The following is a 21,414-nucleotide window of genomic DNA, read 5'->3' as shown; positions in this document are numbered from 1 at the left end:
CCGCATGGCTTCAACTTTGCCTGTACAATAGTGAAGTAGTTCTTAAAAACAGATTTTCTACTGAAAACCAGCGCCCTAGCCCTGATGGAAGCGGTATCCTTTTTATTTTTTCTTTAAAAATAAAAAGATACAAGCGGACAGCAGGAAATAGCTCGTGATACTTTTTATTTTGAAGGGTAATTATTCTCGAAATTGCCTGTTTTACTGGGTTTGGATTGCGAAAATAAAAATATTTTAGCCTACCGAATTTTCCTCTTAAAAAAATCAATAAAATATTCTACATTTACTACAATATAATGTGCCCTTCGCTAGTTATCGTCTTAACTGTAAAGGCCAAATGTTCTGATATTTTTTTAAGTTCGTAACCCATTAACTCTAAATAAAAGTGAAAGCAAAAGGATTGTTTCTCGTTTTTTGTATGTTTTTTATTTTTCAAGCGTGTAATAAGAAGTCAGCCGCAGATTTCAATTCCGATTTTTCATTATTTAAAGAGTATATAGTCAGTTTTACGGGGGGAATCGTCTCCTCGGAATCCGATATTAGGGTAGTTTTGGCTTTTGATAAAAAAGAATGGAAAGCCAATCAGGTTTTAGACAGTGATTTGTTTGCTATTTCTCCGAGTATAGACGGAAAAGTCGTGGCGCTTTCGAGTAATACGATTGCTTTTATTCCCGAAAAAAAGCTAGATCCTGGCACAGAATATCAGGTTACTTTAAACCTGGATAAAATTATTAGTCTACCGAAAGAGAAAGAAGAAACGCTTTCTAAATTTAATTTTACCATTAAAACAATCAAGCAGGATTTTGTGATCAATACTGCCGATTTACAGTCGTATAGTAAAGAATTTCAATATCTGAATTGCGTGCTTAAAACAGCCGATAATATTGATATTGAAACTGCTAAGCAATTGGTTTTGGCACAACAGAAAGGAAATAACCTGAAAATTAAGTTTGAAAAAATAGCAGGTTCTGGCAAAGAATTTAATTTTATTATTGATAGTATTCAACGATTTTCTGCACCTTCTGAAGTAGAAATCGCCTATGACGGCAATGATGTTGATATTGATCGAAAAGGCAAAACGATTTACCCCGTTTCGGCTTTAAATGAATTTAAAATTATTACTGTTGAAACGCCTGAAGACAGCAACCAATCGATTTTGATTAATTTTTCGGAGCCCTTAGAAAAAGGACAAGATTTTAAGGGTTTGGTTTCGCTTGAGAATGCCAATAACTTAAAATTTTCGACTCAGGGAAATGTTTTGAAGGTTTATTTTAGCAACGAAACTCCGGCACGTCAGCCTGAGCCTACCGTAACAGAAGTAGCAACTGTTACTACCGTCATAGATTCTGCGTCTGCCATTGTTGATAGTGCTGCAACAGTAGAAGTAGAAGCTGAAGTTACTGCCCCGCCGCCTCCTGCCGAGGAAGCACCAACCGTTGCCGAGCAAATTTTATCGGGCGAATTATTGCTGGAAGTTTTTCAGGGAATTGAAAGTCAAGATGGGCAAAAACTAAAAAATAATTTTGCTCAGAAAATCTCATTCGACCAAATAAAACCTAACATTAAATTTGTAAAAAACGGTACTATTTTACCAAGTTCTAACAATTTAAAACTAAATTTTGAAGCCGTAAATTTGAATGCTGTCGATGTAAAAGTGTATAAAATTTACAAAAACAACATCCTACAATTTCTTCAGTACAATGAATTGAATGGCAATCAAAATCTTAAGAGAGTTGCGCAGCCAATTGCAAAAACAACCCTCAACTTAAAGGAAAACACCTTACTCAATCTAGGCAAATGGAACACTTTTGCTTTGGATTTATCTAAAATTATTACGCCAGAACCAGGCGCAATTTATAGAGTAGAATTTGTTTATAAGAAGAAATATTCTTTGTACAAATGCGAAACAACCGAAGAAGACTCATCTGATGAGGAGGAAGAAGATGTTGATGAAAACGATGTGAATTACAGCGGAAACGCCTATGACGACTATTATTATGATGATTATGAATGGAGAGAAAGTCAAGATCCTTGCTCGGGTTCTTATTTTTACAACGCAAAAATAGCCACTAATATTCTGGCGACCGATTTGGGTGTGATTGCCAAAAGAGGCGAAAACAAATCGTATTTGTTTGCTGTAAACAATATCGTTACAACCGAACCTGTTTCTAACGCGAGAGTGGATTTGTACACGTTTCAACAACAAAAAATTACTACTGGAACGACCAGTAGCGAAGGAATAGCATCGTTTCAGCTGGATAAATTTGCCTATTTTGCAATTGTTACTTTGGGCGATCAGTCTACTTATGTAAAACTAGACGACGGAACTTCTTTGTCAGTCAGTAATTTTGATGTTGCTGGTGAGACACTTCAAAAGGGATTAAAAGGCTTTTTGTATGGGGAACGTGGCGTTTGGCGCCCAGGAGACAATTTGTATTTGTCTTTTATTTTGAATGATGCTTCGAATAAATTACCCGAAGCGCATCCGATAAAATTTAGATTGACAGACCCGAACGGAAAAATAACGTATCAAACGATACAAAAGATAAACTCTTTAAATCATTATGCTTTTACGGTTCCTACAAGTGCTGATGCGCCTACCGGAAACTGGGAGGCGATGGTGAGCGTGGGAGGTGCCAAATTTTATAAAAGCATTAAAATTGAAACGATCAAACCGAATCGTTTGAAAATAAAAAATAACTTTTCAAAAAAAACACTTTCGTCTTCCTATTCTAACACAAGCAACCTTGAAGTAACTTGGCTTCACGGAGCAATTGCTAAGAATTTGAATGTAGAAATGCAAGCGAAATTTTCGCAACAAACTACTACTTTTAAAGGCTTTGAGAAATATACTTTTGATGATGAAGTACGTCAATTTAGTACTGAAGAAATTAATATCTTCTCTGGGAAATTAAACGAAAACGGAAAGGCTGCTGTACCCATTAACCCCGAATTACAAGGACAGGCTCCGGGAATGTTGCGTGCTGCTTTTATAACAAAAGTATATGAAGAAGGCGGTGATTTTAGTGCCGATGTGATCTCGACGACTTACTCGCCTTACAGCACGTATGTGGGTATAAAGTCGCCTGAGCCGAATAAATACGGAATGCTGGAAACCAGAACCATGAACCGATTTGATATTGTTACGGTGGATGAAAATGGAAAGCCAAAAGCTGTCAAAAATCTGGAGGTTAAAGTCTATAAAATCGAATGGCGCTGGTGGTGGGATGCTTCTAGCGATAATTTATCCAACTATAATTCGTCTGACGCTACCACATCGTACAAAACCTATCGAATAAATACTGATGCCAGCGGAAAAGGAAGCATTGCATTTTCTCTAACCGATGAAGAATGGGGACGCTATTTGATAAGAGCCTCTGATAACACAGGCGGTCACGCAACTGCTTTGACGGTAAACATCGACTGGCCTATTTGGTCAGGAAAAACACGAAACAGAGATGCTTCTACGGCCAATATGTTAATCTTTTCGACAGATAAGAAAAATTATGCTGTGGGCGAAAAAGCGCAGATCTCTTTCCCGTCAAGCGAAGGTGGACGCGCTTTTATCTCGATAGAAAATGGTTCTAAAGTTGTGCAGACACTTTGGGCAAAAACCCAAAAAGGAGAGACTAAAATCGATATTCCGATCACAGCGGCGATGGCTCCAAATGTGTATTTTAATATTACACTTTTACAGCCGCATGCTTCGACCAAAAATGACTCCCCGATAAGGATGTATGGTATTGTTCCTATTGAAGTTGTGGATAAGAACACCATTTTGGCTCCTACCCTTTCAATGCCTGATGTCTTAAAACCCGAACAAACCTTTAGTGTAAAAGTAGGCGAAAAAACAGGCAAAGAAATGACGTATACTATTGCCGTAGTAGACGAAGGTTTATTAGATTTAACTCGATTTAAAACACCAAATGCTTGGGAAAGTTTTTATGTTCGTGAAGCTTTGGGCGTTAAAACATGGGACATTTATGATGATGTTATTGGCGCTTATGGCGGAAAAATAAATCAAATTTTCAGTATTGGTGGTGACCAGGATTTAGGTGGCGGAAAAGCAAAAAAAGCCAACCGTTTTAAACCTGTTGTGCTTTATTTTGGCCCTTTTAGACTAGAAAAAGGAGCTAGTAAAACGCATCAATTAAAATTGCCAAAATACATCGGTTCTGTTCGCACTATGATCGTGGCTGGTGATGCCGCAACCAGCGCCTACGGAAGTGTAGAAAAAGCAACTCCTGTTCGTAGTCCTTTGATGGTCTTGGCTTCATTGCCGAGAAAAATTTCGCCATCAGAGAAAGTGACCATTCCTGTGACGATTTTTGCGACAGAAAAAAATATCAAAAATGTTAGCATTCAAATCAAAACCAATAACGGATTAAAAGTAGTAGGAAGTGCAACTCAAAAACTAACCTTTACAGAACCTGATGAAAAAATGGCGTACTTTAATTTGGTCGTTGGTTCTGCAACGGGAATAGGGAAAGTGCAAATTATTGCAACCTCAGGAAGTCAAAAGTCGGTTTATGATGTTGAAATTGATATGACGAATCCAAATCCGGTAACGAATACCTTTACCGATGTGATTTTGGGACCTAACAGCACCAAGACCATTTCGTGGAAAACGTTTGGAATTTCAGGAAGCAACAAAGCAAGAATAGAGGTTTCTTCTATGCCGATGATCAATTTAAACGGAAGATTGCAATATCTTATTCAATACCCGCACGGTTGTGTAGAGCAAACCACTTCTTCTGTTTTTCCGCAATTGTACTTAAATGATGTGGCCGATCTGAATCAAAACCGTAAAGAATTAATTCAAAAAAATATTACTGCAGGCATTGCAAGATTGGGAAGTTTTCAATTAGCAAATGGAGGATTATCCTACTGGCAAGGCAACACTACAGCCGATGATTGGGGTAGTTCGTATGCGGGACACTTTTTGATCGAAGCAGAGAAAAAAGGGTACGTTTTGCCTATTAACTTTAAATCGAAATGGGTTTCTTATCAAAAAAGAGAAGCTAAACAATGGCGTTTTGAACCGCTTTATGGCAATGATCTGGCACAATCGTACCGATTATATACTTTGGCGTTATCAGGCAATGCTGATTTATCTTCTATGAACAGATTGCGCGAAACAAAAAGTATTTCTAACGAAAGTATGCTGCGTTTGGCTGCTGCCTATGTTTTGGCAGGACAAAAATCGGCAGGACAAAATTTACTTTTACACACTAAAATTGACAATGAGTCAAGCAATTATAATTATTACAATTATGGTTCTAGCGAGCGAAACAGAGCCATGGCACTAGAAACCATGTTGTTGCTCGGGCAAAAACAAAAAGCGTTTGTTATGGCAACAAAATTAGCCAAAGCAATGGCGAGCAATCAATGGATGAGTACTCAAACAACCGCTTATTGCTTGTATGCCATGTCTAAATTTGCTTTGAATAATGGCCCAAAAGGAATCGAAGTTCAGTTTAATAAAGACGGAAAAGGAGAAACAATTTCTTCGGCAAAAACAATTGCAGACCATAATCTTAGCGTTACAACAGGTTCGAATAGCCTTACGATAAAAAACAATAAAAAGAATACACTGTATGTTCGCATACTCAACACTGGTATATTGCCAATTGGTCAGGAAAAAGCAATACAAAGTGATGTTTCGGCGGCCATAGTATTCAAAAACAGAAAAGGGGCTACGCTCAATGTTTCGAAAATTAGCCAGGGAACTGAGTTTATTGCCGAAGTGACGATTAGAAATCAAAGAAATGAAAATGTAGAAAATGTAGCCTTGTCGCAAATTTTGCCTTCTGGCTTTGAAATTGTCAATACTCGTTTTACAGATTATGGCGATGCCACCAACAATATTGCCGATTATATCGACATTCGAGATGACAGGACTAATTTTTATTTTAGAATGAAAGCAGGTGAAACCAAAACCTTCAAAATTTTACTCAACGCCTCCTATTTAGGAAAATATTATTTGCCTGGATTGCAATGCGAAGCGATGTATGACAATACTTTCTTAGCCCGAACAAAAGGATTTTGGGTCGAAGTTGTGAAGTAGAATTTAAAAAAACTACTGGTTATTTTTATATACTAACAGGTTTTAAAAACCTGTTAGTAGTTTTTATTAATTATTCCTAAAATAGTAATACTTAACAGGTTTTGAAAACCTATTAGGATATTAAAAAACTTTCGAATTACTTTGAAAAACAAATTACAAGCCGTTTTAAAACGCATTTTTAACTGGATAAAAAAGAACAAAATAAAATCAGCAATTGTAGCTGTGCTGTTGCTGGTTTATTATTTTTCGCTACCTCGAACCATATTTCAAGAGCCATATTCTACAGTTATTGAAAGCAAAGAGGGCGAATTATTAGGCGCAAAAATTGCTCGTGACGGTCAATGGAGATTTCCGGCTCAGGATAGTGTCCCAGACAAATTCAAAAAATGTATTGTCTATTTTGAAGACGAATATTTCTACAAACATCCTGGTTTTAATCCGGTGGCTATGGTCAACGCCATCAAACAAAACCGAAAAGCAGGAAAAGTGGTTCGAGGAGGAAGTACCATCACCCAACAAGTAATTCGATTGTCTCGAAAGGGAAAAGGAAGAACATATTTTGAAAAATTGATCGAAATTATACTTGCAACACGCTTAGAATTAGGTTATTCAAAAAATAAAATTTTGGAATTATATGCTGCTCATGCGCCTTTTGGCGGCAATGTGGTGGGGCTAGAAATGGCTTCATGGCGTTATTTTGGCGTACAATCGAATCAGTTGTCGTGGGCCGAAAATGCTACTTTGGCAGTTTTACCAAATGCGCCAAGTTTGATTTATCCCGGTAAAAACCAGATTAAATTATTGAAGAAACGCAACCGACTTTTATTAAAATTACATCAGGAAGGTGTTATAGACGAACAAACTTACGAGCTTTCTATTGACGAACCTTTGCCGCAAAAACCCTATGATTTGCCACAAATTGCGCCTCATTTATTACAACGAGTTGCCAAAAATGAAGAAGGAACCCGCATAAAAACCACTGTAGAATATGCCTTGCAAAACAGGGTCAACCAAATTGCAAAATATTATTACAACCAGTACAAACAAAACGAAGTGCACAATTTGGCTATTTTGGTCATCGACGTTTCCAATCGGAACGTGATGAGTTATGTTGGGAATTCATCAACAGACGCCAACCATCAAAAAGATGTTGATATTATTGATGCTCCCAGAAGTACTGGAAGTATTCTAAAACCTTTGTTGTATGGCGCAATGCTGGATGATGGTGAATTATTGCCTAATACTTTGGTCGCTGATATTCCCACACAAATTGCGGGTTATACACCACAGAATTTCAATTTAACTTTTGATGGTGCTGTCCCTGCGCATCGTGCGTTGTCACGTTCGTTAAATATTCCGGCTGTGTTGATGCTACAGGATTTTGGAGTACATAAATTTTATGAAGAATTGCAAAAGTTTAAACTGAGAGACATTAATAAAACTCCAGATCACTACGGATTATCTCTTATTTTGGGAGGAGCCGAAAGTAATTTGTGGGATTTATGTCGAACATACGCCAGCATGTCCTCAACTGTGAATTATTTTAATCGAAATCAAGGAAAATACCGTACCAAAGAATTTACAGAACTGAATTATAAAAATGATTTTGAACCTGATTTTGGATCAGAAAGTGATCAGAAAAACATTCTGGGTGCGGGTTCAATTTGGCTGACTTACAATGCCATGGAACAGGTCAACAGGCCCGAAGGAGACGAAGCCTGGAAATTTTATGACAGTTCGCTAAAAATTGCCTGGAAAACCGGAACCAGTTTTGGTAATCGTGATGCTTGGGCTATTGGCACAAATTCCCGATATGTGGTAGGTGTTTGGGTTGGAAACGCAACTGGAGAAGGCCGACCGACCTTAACGGGCGTAACAAGTGCTGCGCCTATTTTGTTTGATATTTTTAATGTATTGCCCCGACAAAGATGGTTTGCAACACCTTATAAAGATCTGGAAGCAGTAGAAATTTGCAAATTAAGTGGTTATTTGGCCAAAGAAGATTGTCCTAAAAGCATGGAATGGGTTCCGAAAAAGGGCAAATCTACCAAAGTTTGTCCGTATCATAAAATGGTACATCTGGACAAAACAGAACGGTTTCAGGTCAATAGCAGTTGCGAAAGCATTGACAATATTGTGACCAAAAACTGGTTTATACTCCCGCCTGTTATGGCTTGGTATTACAAAAGTCAGCATATTGAGTACTTGCCTCTGCCTGCTTTTAAAGAAGGTTGCGAAGGAATTCAATCTAAAACGATGGATTTTATTTACCCAAAGAGCAACAGCAAAATTTATTTGACAAAGAATTTTAATAGTGAAGTGCAACCTGTGATTCTCAAAGTGGCTTATTCTGAAAGAGATAAGGAATTGTTCTGGTATGTTGATCATGTTTTTAAAGCGAAGACAAAAACTTTTCACGAATTGCCTATTACACCAACTTCGGGAGTACATTATATAACGGTAGTGGATGCTTATGGAAATGAAATTAGAAGGAAAATTGAAATTATTAGGGAATAGGGAGTTAAAATAAATTCGAAAGTTTTGAAATTCCAAATACCAAATACCAAATTTCTGAAATTATAAATTCTAATTTTAAAGAAAATATTCTTATGAAAATGAGTGCCCTAGCCCAGATAGAAGTGAAAATCCTTTTGTTTTTTTCTTTAAAAAAATAAAAGATTGTAACGAATAGCTGGAAATAGCTCCTGAAGAAAATTAAATTTCAATTATTCTAAAATCTAAAATTTGATAGTGAGATTGCTTCGTTCCTCGCAATGACGCATAAAAAAACCGCCAATCTTTCGAGAGGCGGTTTCTTTTTATTCTGAAATAGCATTTCCTTTTGTATCGTAGAAATGGTATTCTAAGTACGTGTAAGCGTCACGAGGTATGATTTTCACCCATTTTTTATGCTCAAAAAACCATTTTGAACGTAATGATGGAAAACCTTTACTGAGGTATGCAGCCACAAACGGATGTGTGTTAAGCACAACTTTTTTGTGGATTTTTAAAATTCTTTCTAAATCCAGCGCAATTTTGTCAATGATCTGAATTGGCGCTTCAATTTCGCCATGTTCATTGTTTGGATCTTCTTCTCTGGTTTTAATATTTACTTCTGGCCTTACGCGCTGTCTGGTAATTTGAACCAAGCCAAATTTACTAGGCGGTAAGATTTTGTGTTTGGCTTTATCATCGCTCATTTCTTCTCGTAAGAACTCGAACAAAACCTTCCTGTTTTCAGGATTTGACATATCGATAAAATCTACTACGATTATTCCGCCCATATCACGCAAACGCAATTGTCTGGCAATTTCGGCTGCGGCAATCATATTTACTTCCATGGCGGTATCTTCTTGATTGGTCGCTTTATTAGAACGATTTCCGCTATTCACGTCTATAACGTGCAAAGCTTCAGTATGTTCGATAATAAGATAAGCGCCTTTGCTCATAGAAACCGTTCTCCCGAAGGAAGTCTTGATTTGTCTCTCTATATTGTATTTCTCAAAAATTGGAGTATCGTTTGATTGATAAAACTTCACAATTGATTGTTTTGAAGGTGCAATTTCTTGCAGATATTCCTTCGTTTGATGGTACAACTCTTCATCATCTATTTGGATACCACTAAAGGTATCATTAAACACATCTCTTAATATCGAAGAAGCTCTATTAAGCTCTCCTAATACTTTTGATGGATGATGAGCAGTTGGTAATTTTTTACACATTGCAGTCCATCTGCCAAGCAGGTTCTGCAAATCTTTTTCTAATTCGGCTGTATTTTTGCCTTCGGCTACTGTACGAACAATAACACCAAATCCTTTTGGTTTGATAGATAATACAAGTTTTTTTAGACGATCCTTTTCTTTTTTGTCTTCTATCTTTTGAGAAATAGAAACACGGTCAGAAAACGGAACGAGAACAATAAATCTTCCTGCCAATGAAAGCTCAGCGCTTATCCTTGGACCTTTGGTAGATATAGGTTCTTTTACAACTTGTACTAAAACAGATTGATTGGCACTTAAAATATCAGTAATGATGCCATCTTTGTCAATCTCTTTTTCAAACTGAAAGGTTTTTAGGGAGAAATCTTTTATTTTACCTGCGCTTACAAGTTTTATGAATTTCAGTTGGGAAGATAAGTTAGGCCCTAAATCGTGATAATGTAAAAAAGCATCTTTTTCGAAGCCTACATTTACAAAAGCAGCGTTAAGTCCAGCAACAGGTTTTCTAATTTTGGCAATAAAAATATCACCAACCTGAAAGTTGCTTTTCTCTTCTTCTTTGTGCAATTCAATTAGTTTTCCATCTTTTAATAAGGCAAAATCTACGGCTTCAGAACTAGATCTAATGATTAATTCTTTATTCACACTGTAAATTTTTATCTGTTTTTTCAGAAAATAGAGCATAGAGAGAAGAACATAGATTATAAAAATCTAAAATCTAAAATCCAAAATCTAAAATCTTATCTACAGATGGATTAAACAATATTTTTAACAGGTATTGAACCCGGGGAGATTTCAAATTTTAGATTTCTGATTTTAGATTTTAGATTTTTAGAAAATCTGCAATCATAAATCATCAACCAGCAATCATAAATCTCAATTTCAATGAACTTTTAAAAAGAAAAAAGTAGTTTAAAACTACTTTTTCTTTTTGTGACGGTTAGCTCTCGCTCTTTTCTTTCTTTTGTGAGTAGCTACCTTATGTCTCTTTCTTTTTTTACCACTTGGCATATCGTGTCGATTTTATGATTAATTAATAGTATTATTTTGCTTCGTTGTTTGTTTTTACTCCTTCTACAAATACTTTTGCAGGTTTAAAAGCAGGAATGTTGTGTGCTGGAATTTTGATAGTAGTGTTTTTAGAAATGTTTCTACCTGTTTTTTCAGCTCTAGTTTTTACGATAAAACTGCCAAAACCTCTTAAGTAAACGTTGTCTCCAGTTTCTAATGAAGTTTTAACTTCTTCCATAAAAGTTTCTACTGTTGCTTGAACATCTCCTTTTTCAAGACCTAGTTTCTCTGAAATTTTCGCTACGATATCTGCTTTCGTCATTTTCTTACCTATTTTATTTTATAAATGATGTACTGTTTTTTTGAGTTTGCAAATATAGGAATTAAAAAAATAATTAATCAAGCTAATTCGTTAAATTTTAATTACATAAAGAATTACTTTTGTTTTCTAAGTTTTTTGCAATGAAATTTCATAACCTACTGACAGATTGGTATTTAAAAACAAAAAGAGATTTACCTTGGCGAAATACAACCAATCCGTACGCTATTTGGCTCTCAGAAATAATGCTGCAACAGACACGAGTTGCTCAGGGAACGCCCTATTTTTTAACTTTTACAAAGGAATTTCCTACTGTCTTTGATTTGGCAAATGCCGATGAAGAAAAAGTTTTAAAACTTTGGCAAGGATTAGGATATTATTCTCGTGCACGAAATCTGTACAAAACCGCCCAACACGTTGCTCATGACCTAAAAGGTGTTTTTCCTCCTACTTATAATGAGTTACTAAAATTAAAAGGTGTGGGAGAATATACCGCCGCCGCAATTGCCTCTTTTGCTTACAACGAAGCTGTTCCTGTTGTTGACGGAAATGTTTTTCGGGTATTATCGCGTTATTTTGATATCGAATCAGATATTTCGTTGCCAGCGACAAAAAAAGAATTTACGGCTTTGGCCCATGAATTAATGCCTAAAGACAACCCCGCAATCTTTAATCAGGCGATTATGGAGTTTGGAGCTTTACAATGCGTGCCTAAAAATCCTGATTGTACAACTTGTGTTTTCAATACTAGCTGTGCCGCACTTCAAAAGAAAAAAGTAAACGTTTTGCCTTTTAAATCTAAAAAATTAAAAGTCACCAATCGATTTTTTAATTATCTGATTTTGGAAGATATTTTAGGAAATACTCTAATTCAAAAACGAACGGCAAAAGGCATCTGGCATAATTTATATGAATTTCCGCTTTTGGAAACTTCTACGATTGCAGATTTTGAATTTGTTTCTAATGCAGTACAAAATGATTTTTTTGGGCAGTATACCATTATAAGTATCGAAGAATGCAGCGATGCAACGGTTCTTCACAAGTTATCGCACCAACATTTGCACATTCAGTTCTGGAAAATAAAAATTAAGGAACAAATTGAAAACGGCATCAATCAAACCAATTTAAAAACATTTCCGTTTCCGATTGTGATTTATAATTTTATCGATAAGAAAGAATTAAATTATTAAAAAAAACTTATCTTTGATATAAATACCACTATCAAACCATGAACGGAACATTAAATAAAGTGATGCTAATTGGCCATTTAGGCGATGATGTAAAAATGCATTATTTTGATGGAGGCAATTGTATAGGTCGCTTCCAATTGGCTACGAATGAAATTTACATCAACAAAACCACAAATGAAAAAATAGCCTCAACAGAATGGCATAATCTGGTAGTACGCAACAAAGCTGCCGAAATTTGTGAAAAATACCTTTCTAAAGGAGATAAAATATATGTTGAAGGCCGCATAAAATCACGTCAGTGGCAAGCCGAAGATGGGACTACAAAACATACCACCGAAATTCAGGTAACCGAATTTACTTTTTTGACTACCAAAAAAGAAACCGAACAACACAAACAAAATCAGGCAGCCGAATCGACAAAAAACACTAACTTTGAAGCTCCCAACGAAGGTTTACCTATAAACGATTTACCTTTTTGATTGTTTAACTAATATTATATAATTTGGACTCAGAGCCCAGTTTATTTTTTACTACAACTATTATAGACACCAATTTGATTATTGGTTGTGTCGCCATCTTTATCTTGCTTTTTTTGTCGGCCATTGTCTCAGGTGCAGAAGTTGCGCTTTTTTCTTTATCGCAAAAAGATATTAACGAGACTTTGCAAGAAAACCAATCTAAAGGAAAGATTATCTCTAACCTATTAGACAAACCCAAAAAACTCCTTGCGACACTGCTCGTCGCCAATAATTTTTTTAACATCGGAGTGGTAATTCTATTTTCATTTGTTGGAGACAATTTTTTTGCAAATATTGATTCTCCCGTCTTAAAGTTTATTCTGGAAGTCATTGTCATTACTTTTCTAATTTTATTGTTTGGAGAAGTTTTGCCAAAAGTGTACGCCAGCAGAAACAACATAAAATTTGCCAAACAAATCGCGTATCCTCTCGCATTTTTAGACAAATTGCTTTCGCCAGTAAGTTTGCCAATGCGATCGGTTACCTTATATTTGCACAATAAATTAGGGAAACAAAAAAATAATTTTTCGGTAGATCAACTTTCGCAAGCCTTAGAACTAACTGATTCTGAAGGAACATCGAGCGAAGAACAAAAGATTCTGGAAGGAATTGTTTCTTTTGGAAATACCGATACCAAGCAAGTTATGAGTCCGAGGATTGATATTTTTGCTCTAGAAATAACCGAATCCTTTGCTGCAATTTATCCGAAAATTATTGAGAAAGGCTTTTCGAGAATTCCGGTTTATCGCGACAATATTGACCAAATAGAAGGTGTTTTATTTGTAAAAGATTTATTGCCTCATATTGAAAAAGAAGAATTCGATTGGACTTCTTTAATGAGAGAAGCCTTTTTTGTTCCGGAGAATAAAAAATTAGACAATCTCTTAAAAGATTTTCAAGGCCTTAAAAGCCATTTGGCGATAGTTGTTGATGAATACGGAGGGACTTCTGGATTAGTATCTCTTGAAGATGTGATCGAAGAAATAGTAGGCGATATCAGCGACGAATTTGATGATGAAAATTTAAATTTTTCTCAAATCGATGATAACAATTTTCTCTTTGAAGGAAAAATAAACCTAAAGGATTTTTACAGAATTATTGATGTAAAGGAAGATCTTTTTGAATCCAGCAAAGGCGAAGCGGAAACATTGGCGGGTTTTATTTTAGAAATTCTTGGCAATTTCCCTAAAAAAGGACAAAAAATCGCTTTTGAAAACTGTGTTTTCACCATCGAAACTGTTGACAACAAGCGCATAAAACAAATAAAAGTAACAATAGAATAAAATGTTTAAAAGAATACTTTCGATAGCAGTCCTCTTACTTGCCTTAACTTTTTTGAGTTGCAAAGATGATGTGCTTCCAAAACCGGCAAGCTTTTTACGATTAGATTACCCAGAAGCAAAATATGTCAATTTTGAGAATACTTGTCCTTTTTCTTTTGAAATGAATGAAAACGCTATCATAAAAGGAGAGCAAAATTGCGGTTTTGCCATTACGTATCCGAAAATGAAAGCGACCATTTACCTAACTTACAAACCGGTAAATAACGATATTGAAAAATTACTAAAAGATGCACAAAAACTGACCTATGAACATGTTATTAAAGCAGACGACATCTTAGAACAGCCCTATTTGAATCCTAAGAAAAAAGTTTACGGAATGTTTTATCAGGTAGATGGAAATGCGGCTACCAACTCACAATTTTATGTCACAGATAGTACCAAACATTTTATTACGGGTTCTGTTTATTTTTATGCAAAACCCAACTTCGACTCTATTATGCCGGCAGCCAGTTATGTAAAAAACGACATGCAGCGACTGATGGAAACCCTGAAATGGAAATAGAACAAAAAAAGGCGTCTAAATTAAATCTAGACGCCTTTTTTACTATTAATTCTTTCGAATTACGATTTCATATTTGACACTTTGTATGTCTTTCCGTCTCCGGTTTCCTGAACGACTTTGGTCAGACTTTCCGGATTTTGAACTGTTTTATCAAAAGTAACGGTTGCTGTTTTTTTCTCAAAATCAACAGCTGCTTTTTCAACACCATTCAAGTCAGATAATTTTTGCTCGATCGTTTTTGCACAGCCTTCCGGACATGTCATACCATCCACTGTAAAGCTTGCCGTTTGTACATTTTCAGCAGCAATAGGCTGTTTTACTTTTGGCGCATTTGTTTCTGTATTTGCTTCTGTTAAGCTTTCAGTAGTGTTTTTTTTACAGCTCACCAAGACCAAAGTAGCAATAGCAATAGACGCTATAATTTTTGTAAATTTCATTATATTTTTATTTAAGAATTACTGACAAATGATTTTTACAAAATTAATAAAAAACCAAAGGTCAATTCATAAAATTATTACAAATTTGCATCAAAATAATAGTGATGGAAACAAAACGACTTAAATGGGTTTATTTATTAATCCTTTCTCTAATCTGGGGGAGTTCTTTTATATTAATCAAAAGAGGTTTAGTAGGCTTGACTGCCATCCAAGTGGGTTCGTTTAGAATTATTTTTGCTGCTTTGTTCCTTTTAATTATTGGATTTAAAAGTTTAAAAAAAATCCCAGCTCATAAATGGAAAATCATTGCGTTAACCTCTCTTTTCGGCACATTTATTCCTGCTTACTTTTTTGCTATAGCAGAAACAGAAGTCGATAGTTCTATAGTTGCGATTCTTAATGCACTTACTCCTTTAAATACATTAGTTTTAGGCGCGATTCTTTTTGGAATTCAATTTCAAAAGAGACAGTTTTTGGGCGTTTTTATTGGATTGATCGGCTGTCTTATACTCGTTTTTAACGGTGCCGAAAATCATCCTAATCAAAATTATTATTACACCATATTAGTCGTAATTGCTACCATCTGTTATGCCATAAATGTCAATTTAATCAAAAAATATCTATCCGATTTAAGTTCGTTAAGTATTACGACAGGAAATTTTGCCGTTTTACTTTTGCCTTCTTTAATTATTTTGTCCACTACCGATATTACACAAAGAATGCATCTGGAAGCGACTCAAACTTCTATTTTATTTGTATTGATTTTGGGCGTAATCGGAACCGGAATTGCAAATGTTTTATTTTTTAAACTAATACAAATGTCCTCTCCTGTTTTTGCGACCTCCGTAACTTATTTAATTCCTATCGTTGCCTTTTTTTGGGGATTATTAGATAACGAAATGCTAACGCAAATACAGTTTTTAGGGGCTTTGATTGTTCTGGTTGGTGTTTACTTATCGGCCAAAAAATAGCTATCTTTTTTATGCAATAATGGCAAGAATTAAGTTTTTCATAAAGCCAAACTCTGGGAAAAAGCATGCTGCAAACAATAAATATTTAAATTTCGTCCATCATCAAATTGTGTTTGGATAAAAATAAATATTTCATAAACAAAAAAAGCACCCCAATTGGAGTGCTTTTTGAAATTGAACTATATTCAAGATTAGAAATTTTTAGAAACTCCAATGTTAAATGCTTTTCCAAAATTAAAATCAAAACTTTTAAATTCTGGACCATTGTTATCATAGTTAATAGTATTGTAACCTAGACCACCAATGTTGAAGTTTAGACCAAAACCTTTGTTCATATCGATAAAAAGAGCTGGTGTTATTCCAACATATAAACCATCACCTTTGGCAGTAGTAGTAATTGGACCTGTATAGGTTTTATCCTTTTCGCTCTGGAAACCAGCTCCTAATTCAGCATAGAAAGCAAAAGTTTGGTTCAAAGGCATGGTGTAACGTAAGAAAGCACCCAGTTTAGTAGTATTGAATCTTTCCTCGTTTGTTCCTTGTTTTGTTTTTGAAGAACCAAAAGAAGCTTCACCTCCTACAGTCCAGTTTTGATGAAATTGGTAACCCACTTTAGGAGAAAACTCAAATTCATTGTTTTTAACTTCATTGTTACCAAGCGTTCTAGTGTCTGAAGTATAACCAATACTACCCATTACTAAAACTGAACCTTTTTGAGCATTTGCAAAGCTGAACATAGCCAATGCAAGAACAACTAACATTTTTTTCATTTGTATTATTTTTTAAATTTTATATTCTCTTAGCAACAACAATGCCGTGACTAATGTTAAAATTTAAATTTTTATAAATTCTTTAAAAAACAAATTTTAGCAATCCAGCGTATTTCTGTTTACTTTTGTAGCAAATAAAAAGTCATGTCGATAGAAGTAAACAACATATCAAAAAGTTACGGAACTCAAAAAGCCTTAAATGAAATTTCGTTTTCTATTCAGAAAGGAGAAATCGTCGGATTTCTTGGTCCAAATGGTGCAGGAAAATCGACATTGATGAAAATTTTGACTACTTATTTACTTGCAGATGGAGGCTCAGCGCTTGTAAATGGTCACGATGTCATGACAAATGCAAAAGCGGTTCAGCTTTCTATAGGGTATTTGCCAGAGCATAATCCGTTGTATTTGGATCTGTATGTTCGTGAGTATTTGGCTTTTAATGCCGATTTTTATAAAGTTGCCACATCACGAATTGAAGAAGTCATACAACTGACAGGCCTGTCACCTGAAAGTCATAAAAAAATAAGTCAGTTATCAAAAGGATATCGTCAGCGCGTGGGACTTGCCAACGCATTACTGCACAATCCAGATGTTTTGATTTTGGATGAGCCCACTACAGGTCTGGATCCCAATCAATTGATGGAAATTCGAAATGTAATCAAGAATGTAGGGAAAGACAAAACCGTTTTTCTTTCTACGCACATTATGCAAGAAGTAGAAGCTATTTGCGACCGTGTCATTATTATTGACAAAGGACAAATTGTAGCGGATAAAAAATTAGACAAATTAATTTCTGCTGATGCTGAGCAAGTAATCGAAGTAGAATTTGACTATAAAATAGAAGAACAGGTAATCGCTAAACTAGAAAACTTAACTTCATACAAAAACACCCATGATATGACTTGGGAGCTGACTTTTATAGCTGACAAAGACATGCGTCCGGCCATCTTTGATTTTGCCAACGAAAATGGCTTAAAAACGCTTCAGCTGAATCAGAAGAACAAAAATCTCGAAGCTGTATTTAGAGAAATTACAAAATAATTTTTCGCCCTGATTTTTTAGATCAAAAAAGAGCTCGTTTATAATTGTTAAACGAGCTCCTTTTTTTATTTCATCAATGATTTCAGGTACATTGTAAATAATAATGACAGGATTACCGCAGAAGACCTCAACACATTTTTTACAAAAAGACTTTTACTACTGAGCGTTGGTAAACTACTTTTGGTTTTTAGAAAAAATTCGATCCATTTTTTATGCTCCAGAATTATTAAAAATGTAACTCCAATTAATAAAAGTATCGACTGCATAAGAGCTCCAGCGTTCATTTGATAAAAAATATTAATCAAAGTTAAATTCAGAAGTAAAGAAAACAGTATTAATGCGCCGATAAATAATGTTTTTCTGGACAATAATAAATATCCTCCAACAATTTGCATTACTGCGATTATGATTCCAAAACCATGCGAATATCCAAAATAAAACCAGGTTAGCCATTCGCCCGACTGCTGATTCATTGGCATATTGGAGATTCCTGTAGGCACAATAAATTGAAGTCCATAAAATTTTTTCCACCCAAAAGCAGCCATGTTGAATGCAATACAATAGCGAATTGCGCTATAAAGAAATCCATAAACTTTTGCAGAATCAATTTTTTGTTTTCGATCTAAATAATGCCACACAAACGGAAAGAATAGTGCACTTACTAGCGAAACACCAATTAAGGAAAAAACCAATATAGGCGGCATCCATTTGATATTTCCGCCGTTGCCCAGTAGTAATAATAAGGCCGAAACTTCTAAGCAAAAAATTAATGATGCGCTAATTTTTTTTCCAATTGAATTTGGAACTTGTAAAACGGATTGTTCTAACATCGTGTTTTTATTTAAATTAATAGTCGAACAAAATTGAATATTAATTAAACAAGGATCGTTCCGATGTATGCATTCGAACATATTTTAAGGCTCTTTTTCGGTTTGAATTTTATTTAGTTTCACAAATTCTGTCGGAGAAAGACCTGTATGTTTTTTGAAAGTCGTATTAAAAGTAGTTTTAGAATTAAATCCCGCTTCGTAAGCAATTCCTAAAATATTTAACTGACTGTATGCTTCTGATAACAAGAGCTTTTTGGCTTCTTCAATTCGATATCTATTTATAAAATTATAAAAATTATCATGATATAATTCGTTGATAACAAAAGAAGTTTCATTGCAACTTGCGCCAATTTTGGCTGCTAATATTGGCAGGCTCAAATCGTTATTCAAATATACTTTTTCAGAATTGATACTAAAATACAACTTTTGATCCAGTTCATTCAACCTGATTTCAGAAACTCTTTTCGGAGCTTCTTTTTTATTCTCTTTGATTGCTGACAAGTCATTTAATTCGCTTTTACTAAAGTCAAAAATTTCTTTTTGCTGCAAAGAAAAATATGCCAGAAAAAACACGCTAACTAAATACACCAATGGCGTAAATTTTATTAAACCGTTCAAATTAAAAAACAAAAGATTTAGCCATCCCACTAAAATAAATAACAAAACCAATAAAAAGTATTTCAACCAAGAGAGATCGATTTCTTGGGCAGATGATGAAATTTCACGCACGTTTGTCAGGTGTTTTTGTAATCTTCTAAACGACAAACACCAATAAACTATAGTCTGAAGCGGCAATGATACTTTTAGAATAAAAAATACGACCCTACCAGTTTCGTAACTAAACTCAAAGTTTTTTCCTGTAATAAAAAAAGGAAATCTAAAAATCAAGAAAAGCAGAAAAGGTAAAAAATGCCATAAATTTTGCTTTTCGAATTTTTTATTAAATGATGTAAAATACAAAATACTAATGTATAAAAATGGAGCCGTCAAAAATCTGATCAGGCCGATAATCTCGAAAAGATTAGGATATTCTAAGTATATTTTTTGATAAAACAAAGGGATTTCAATCATAGCAAACCCGAGTACAAGGGCAAATAAGCCTAAATATCGATTTGCAATCAGGTTAACTTTTCTCGAATTGGAAAGAAGCAAAAAGCCTAGTAAAAATGAAGCTCCCGAAGTAATACCCATTATGATTGGAAAATTCATCATATAAAAAGATATTTTTTATTTTTTTAAGAAACGATCTACAGCAGAATTACATTTTCAGATCAACAAGTACTGCTTTCATTTCTTCGATCACAATTGCAATATCATTCTCTTTTGTTCGCCAATTTACAAAAGAGGCTCTAATTCCTTTTCGTCCATTATAGAAAGTCGGAGTCATAAAAACTTTTCCTCTATCATTTAAACGTCTTAAAAACTCCGTAACTTTTTCCTCATTATGATCTCCTTTCAATGTAAAACAGACATTATTGAGGCGAATGGGTGCCAAAAGCTCAAAAACATCTTCTTCAATTAATGCGTTCCCAAAATGCAAAGCCAATGCAACACTGTTTTCTACAACATCTTTAAAACCCTCTTTTCCATAAGCTAATAAAGAAAACCAGACAGGCAAAGCTCTCAGACGTCTCGAGTTTTCTGGCAATACATTTAAATAATTGAAATTTTCTAACGGATTTCCTAAATAAGGCGCATTGGAATTCTGAAACGTCTCTATCTGTAGATCTGCATGCTCTTTTTTAATCAAATAGAAAGCGCTATCATACGGCACATTCAGCCATTTATGGCAATCTACTGTAATACTATCTGCTTCTTCCCATCCTTTTACAAGATGCTTAAATTTATCCGAAACTGCTGCAAAACCTCCAAAAGCAGCATCAATATGCCACCAGAAAGTATGTTTTTGTCTTAGATTTGCAATGGCTTCAAAATCATCAAAATCTGCAGTATTTACAGTCCCGGCACTTGAAATCAACAAGAAAGGTTGTCCGTTTAAAGCAGCAATAGTTTTTTCTAAATCGGCGATATCAATAGCTTCACGATTTCCTTCAATTGTTTTGACTGTTGTATAATTTTGACTTCCAATTCCTAACATGGATAATGTTTTTACAGAAGAGGAATGTGGTGTTGCCGTTAGTATATTTATTGTTTCAGATATTCCTTTTTTAGCAAAATCTTTCCCAAACTGCTTTCCAAACCATTGTCTTGCCACGCCCAAACAAGTAAAATTAGACATGGTTGCACCAGTTACAAATCCGCCTAAAAACGAATTTGGCAGATCTAATAATTGCAATAATAAATTGATGGTTTCAAATTCTATTAAAGCCGAAGCGCCACCTTGTGCTTTTATCGATTGCGTATTTTGGTCGTAAACAGCTGCAAGCCAATCTCCCACTATTGAGGCCGGAGTTGATCCGCCAGTTACAAACCCCCAATATCGTGGCCCAGATGAGGAGACTATTAAAGGCGCCAATCTTTCATTAAATTCCTTTAAAGCGTCCAAGGATCCCAAACCCAGCTCGTTTAACGCACGATTAGGATCAATTGATACTGTGTTGGAGGTGGGAATATTTTCGATATTATTTAAGAAATCAATTCCTTGTTGTTTTGTTTTTTCTAAAATATTTTCGAACGTATTTAGGTCTTGCTGTACTATTGCATTCATTTCACTTTTGTTAATTAGGTTTTTGCTA

General features: G+C 34.9%; 15 protein-coding genes. 8 read left to right on the top strand and 7 right to left on the bottom strand.

The window, feature by feature from the left end; all coding sequences use genetic code 11:
* The first annotated feature begins 385 nt into the window (after nucleotides 1–385).
* Together LNP22_RS07460 and pbpC are read left to right on the top strand one after the other, a co-directional pair.
* Nucleotides 386–6,067, top strand: a complete 5,682-nt coding sequence (locus tag LNP22_RS07460; RefSeq protein WP_229975989.1) for an alpha-2-macroglobulin family protein — start codon at nucleotides 386–388, stop codon at nucleotides 6,065–6,067.
* 141 nt (nucleotides 6,068–6,208) lie between these two features.
* Nucleotides 6,209–8,584 (top strand): penicillin-binding protein 1C, encoded by a 2,376-nt coding sequence (pbpC, locus tag LNP22_RS07455; RefSeq protein WP_229975988.1) that lies wholly within the window; start codon nucleotides 6,209–6,211, stop codon nucleotides 8,582–8,584.
* A 302-nt stretch (nucleotides 8,585–8,886) separates the two neighbouring features.
* Here the strand turns inward: pbpC and LNP22_RS07450 are convergent, their stop codons facing one another.
* Both LNP22_RS07450 and LNP22_RS07445 read right to left on the bottom strand, forming a co-directional pair.
* Nucleotides 8,887–10,431, bottom strand: a complete 1,545-nt coding sequence (locus tag LNP22_RS07450) for an Rne/Rng family ribonuclease (RefSeq protein ID WP_210667424.1) — start codon at nucleotides 10,429–10,431, stop codon at nucleotides 8,887–8,889.
* Nucleotides 10,432–10,828: 397 nt separating this feature from the next.
* Nucleotides 10,829–11,119 carry an HU family DNA-binding protein gene (locus LNP22_RS07445; protein ID WP_007805026.1) on the bottom strand — a complete coding sequence of 97 codons (291 nt, stop codon included), beginning with the start codon at nucleotides 11,117–11,119 and terminating at the stop codon, nucleotides 10,829–10,831.
* Nucleotides 11,120–11,259: 140 nt separating this feature from the next.
* Here LNP22_RS07445 and mutY point away from each other — a divergent pair, with 140 nt between their 5' ends.
* The 4 genes from mutY to gldD are packed head-to-tail and all read left to right on the top strand — an operon-like array spanning nucleotide 11,260 to nucleotide 14,669.
* Nucleotides 11,260–12,306, top strand: coding sequence for an A/G-specific adenine glycosylase (gene mutY / locus LNP22_RS07440; RefSeq protein WP_229975987.1), 1,047 nt, complete (start codon nucleotides 11,260–11,262; stop codon nucleotides 12,304–12,306).
* 38 nt (nucleotides 12,307–12,344) lie between these two features.
* Nucleotides 12,345–12,785, top strand: a complete 441-nt coding sequence (locus LNP22_RS07435) for a single-stranded DNA-binding protein (protein WP_210667422.1) — start codon at nucleotides 12,345–12,347, stop codon at nucleotides 12,783–12,785.
* A gap of 23 nt (nucleotides 12,786–12,808) precedes the next feature.
* Nucleotides 12,809–14,107: a gliding motility-associated protein GldE gene (locus LNP22_RS07430; protein ID WP_229975986.1), complete on the top strand. Its 1,299-nt coding sequence runs from the start codon at nucleotides 12,809–12,811 to the stop codon at nucleotides 14,105–14,107.
* Between the two features lies 1 nt (nucleotide 14,108).
* Entirely contained in the window at nucleotides 14,109–14,669 is a 561-nt protein-coding gene (gldD, locus tag LNP22_RS07425) for a gliding motility lipoprotein GldD (protein WP_210667420.1), read from the top strand.
* Between the two features lie 59 nt (nucleotides 14,670–14,728).
* On the opposite strand, the gene LNP22_RS07420 is transcribed toward gldD, so the two are convergent.
* Nucleotides 14,729–15,106, bottom strand: a complete 378-nt coding sequence (locus LNP22_RS07420) for a heavy-metal-associated domain-containing protein (protein WP_229975985.1) — start codon at nucleotides 15,104–15,106, stop codon at nucleotides 14,729–14,731.
* Nucleotides 15,107–15,210: 104 nt separating this feature from the next.
* On the opposite strand from LNP22_RS07420, the gene LNP22_RS07415 reads away from it, so the two are divergent.
* Nucleotides 15,211–16,077, top strand: coding sequence for a DMT family transporter (locus tag LNP22_RS07415; RefSeq protein WP_229975984.1), 867 nt, complete (start codon nucleotides 15,211–15,213; stop codon nucleotides 16,075–16,077).
* 191 nt (nucleotides 16,078–16,268) lie between these two features.
* On the opposite strand, the gene LNP22_RS07410 is transcribed toward LNP22_RS07415, so the two are convergent.
* Nucleotides 16,269–16,847 carry an outer membrane beta-barrel protein gene (locus tag LNP22_RS07410; protein WP_229975983.1) on the bottom strand — a complete coding sequence of 193 codons (579 nt, stop codon included), beginning with the start codon at nucleotides 16,845–16,847 and terminating at the stop codon, nucleotides 16,269–16,271.
* 144 nt (nucleotides 16,848–16,991) lie between these two features.
* Here LNP22_RS07410 and gldA point away from each other — a divergent pair, with 144 nt between their 5' ends.
* Nucleotides 16,992–17,888: a gliding motility-associated ABC transporter ATP-binding subunit GldA gene (gene gldA / locus LNP22_RS07405; protein ID WP_210667416.1), complete on the top strand. Its 897-nt coding sequence runs from the start codon at nucleotides 16,992–16,994 to the stop codon at nucleotides 17,886–17,888.
* Between the two features lie 65 nt (nucleotides 17,889–17,953).
* Here the strand turns inward: gldA and LNP22_RS07400 are convergent, their stop codons facing one another.
* The 3 genes from LNP22_RS07400 to LNP22_RS07390 form a co-directional block, all read right to left on the bottom strand.
* Nucleotides 17,954–18,718, bottom strand: a complete 765-nt coding sequence (locus LNP22_RS07400) for a hypothetical protein (protein WP_229975982.1) — start codon at nucleotides 18,716–18,718, stop codon at nucleotides 17,954–17,956.
* An 84-nt stretch (nucleotides 18,719–18,802) separates the two neighbouring features.
* Nucleotides 18,803–19,930 (bottom strand): helix-turn-helix domain-containing protein, encoded by a 1,128-nt coding sequence (locus tag LNP22_RS07395; protein ID WP_229975981.1) that lies wholly within the window; start codon nucleotides 19,928–19,930, stop codon nucleotides 18,803–18,805.
* 46 nt (nucleotides 19,931–19,976) lie between these two features.
* Nucleotides 19,977–21,386, bottom strand: a complete 1,410-nt coding sequence (locus tag LNP22_RS07390; RefSeq protein WP_229975980.1) for a pyridoxal phosphate-dependent decarboxylase family protein — start codon at nucleotides 21,384–21,386, stop codon at nucleotides 19,977–19,979.
* Between the last annotated feature and the right edge of the window lie 28 nt (nucleotides 21,387–21,414).

It is taken from the genome of Flavobacterium flavipigmentatum (genome assembly GCF_020911905.1).
In the GTDB taxonomy this organism is placed as follows: Bacteria; Bacteroidota; Bacteroidia; order Flavobacteriales; family Flavobacteriaceae; genus Flavobacterium; species Flavobacterium flavipigmentatum.
This window is presented reverse-complemented; position numbering and strand designations above follow the sequence as displayed.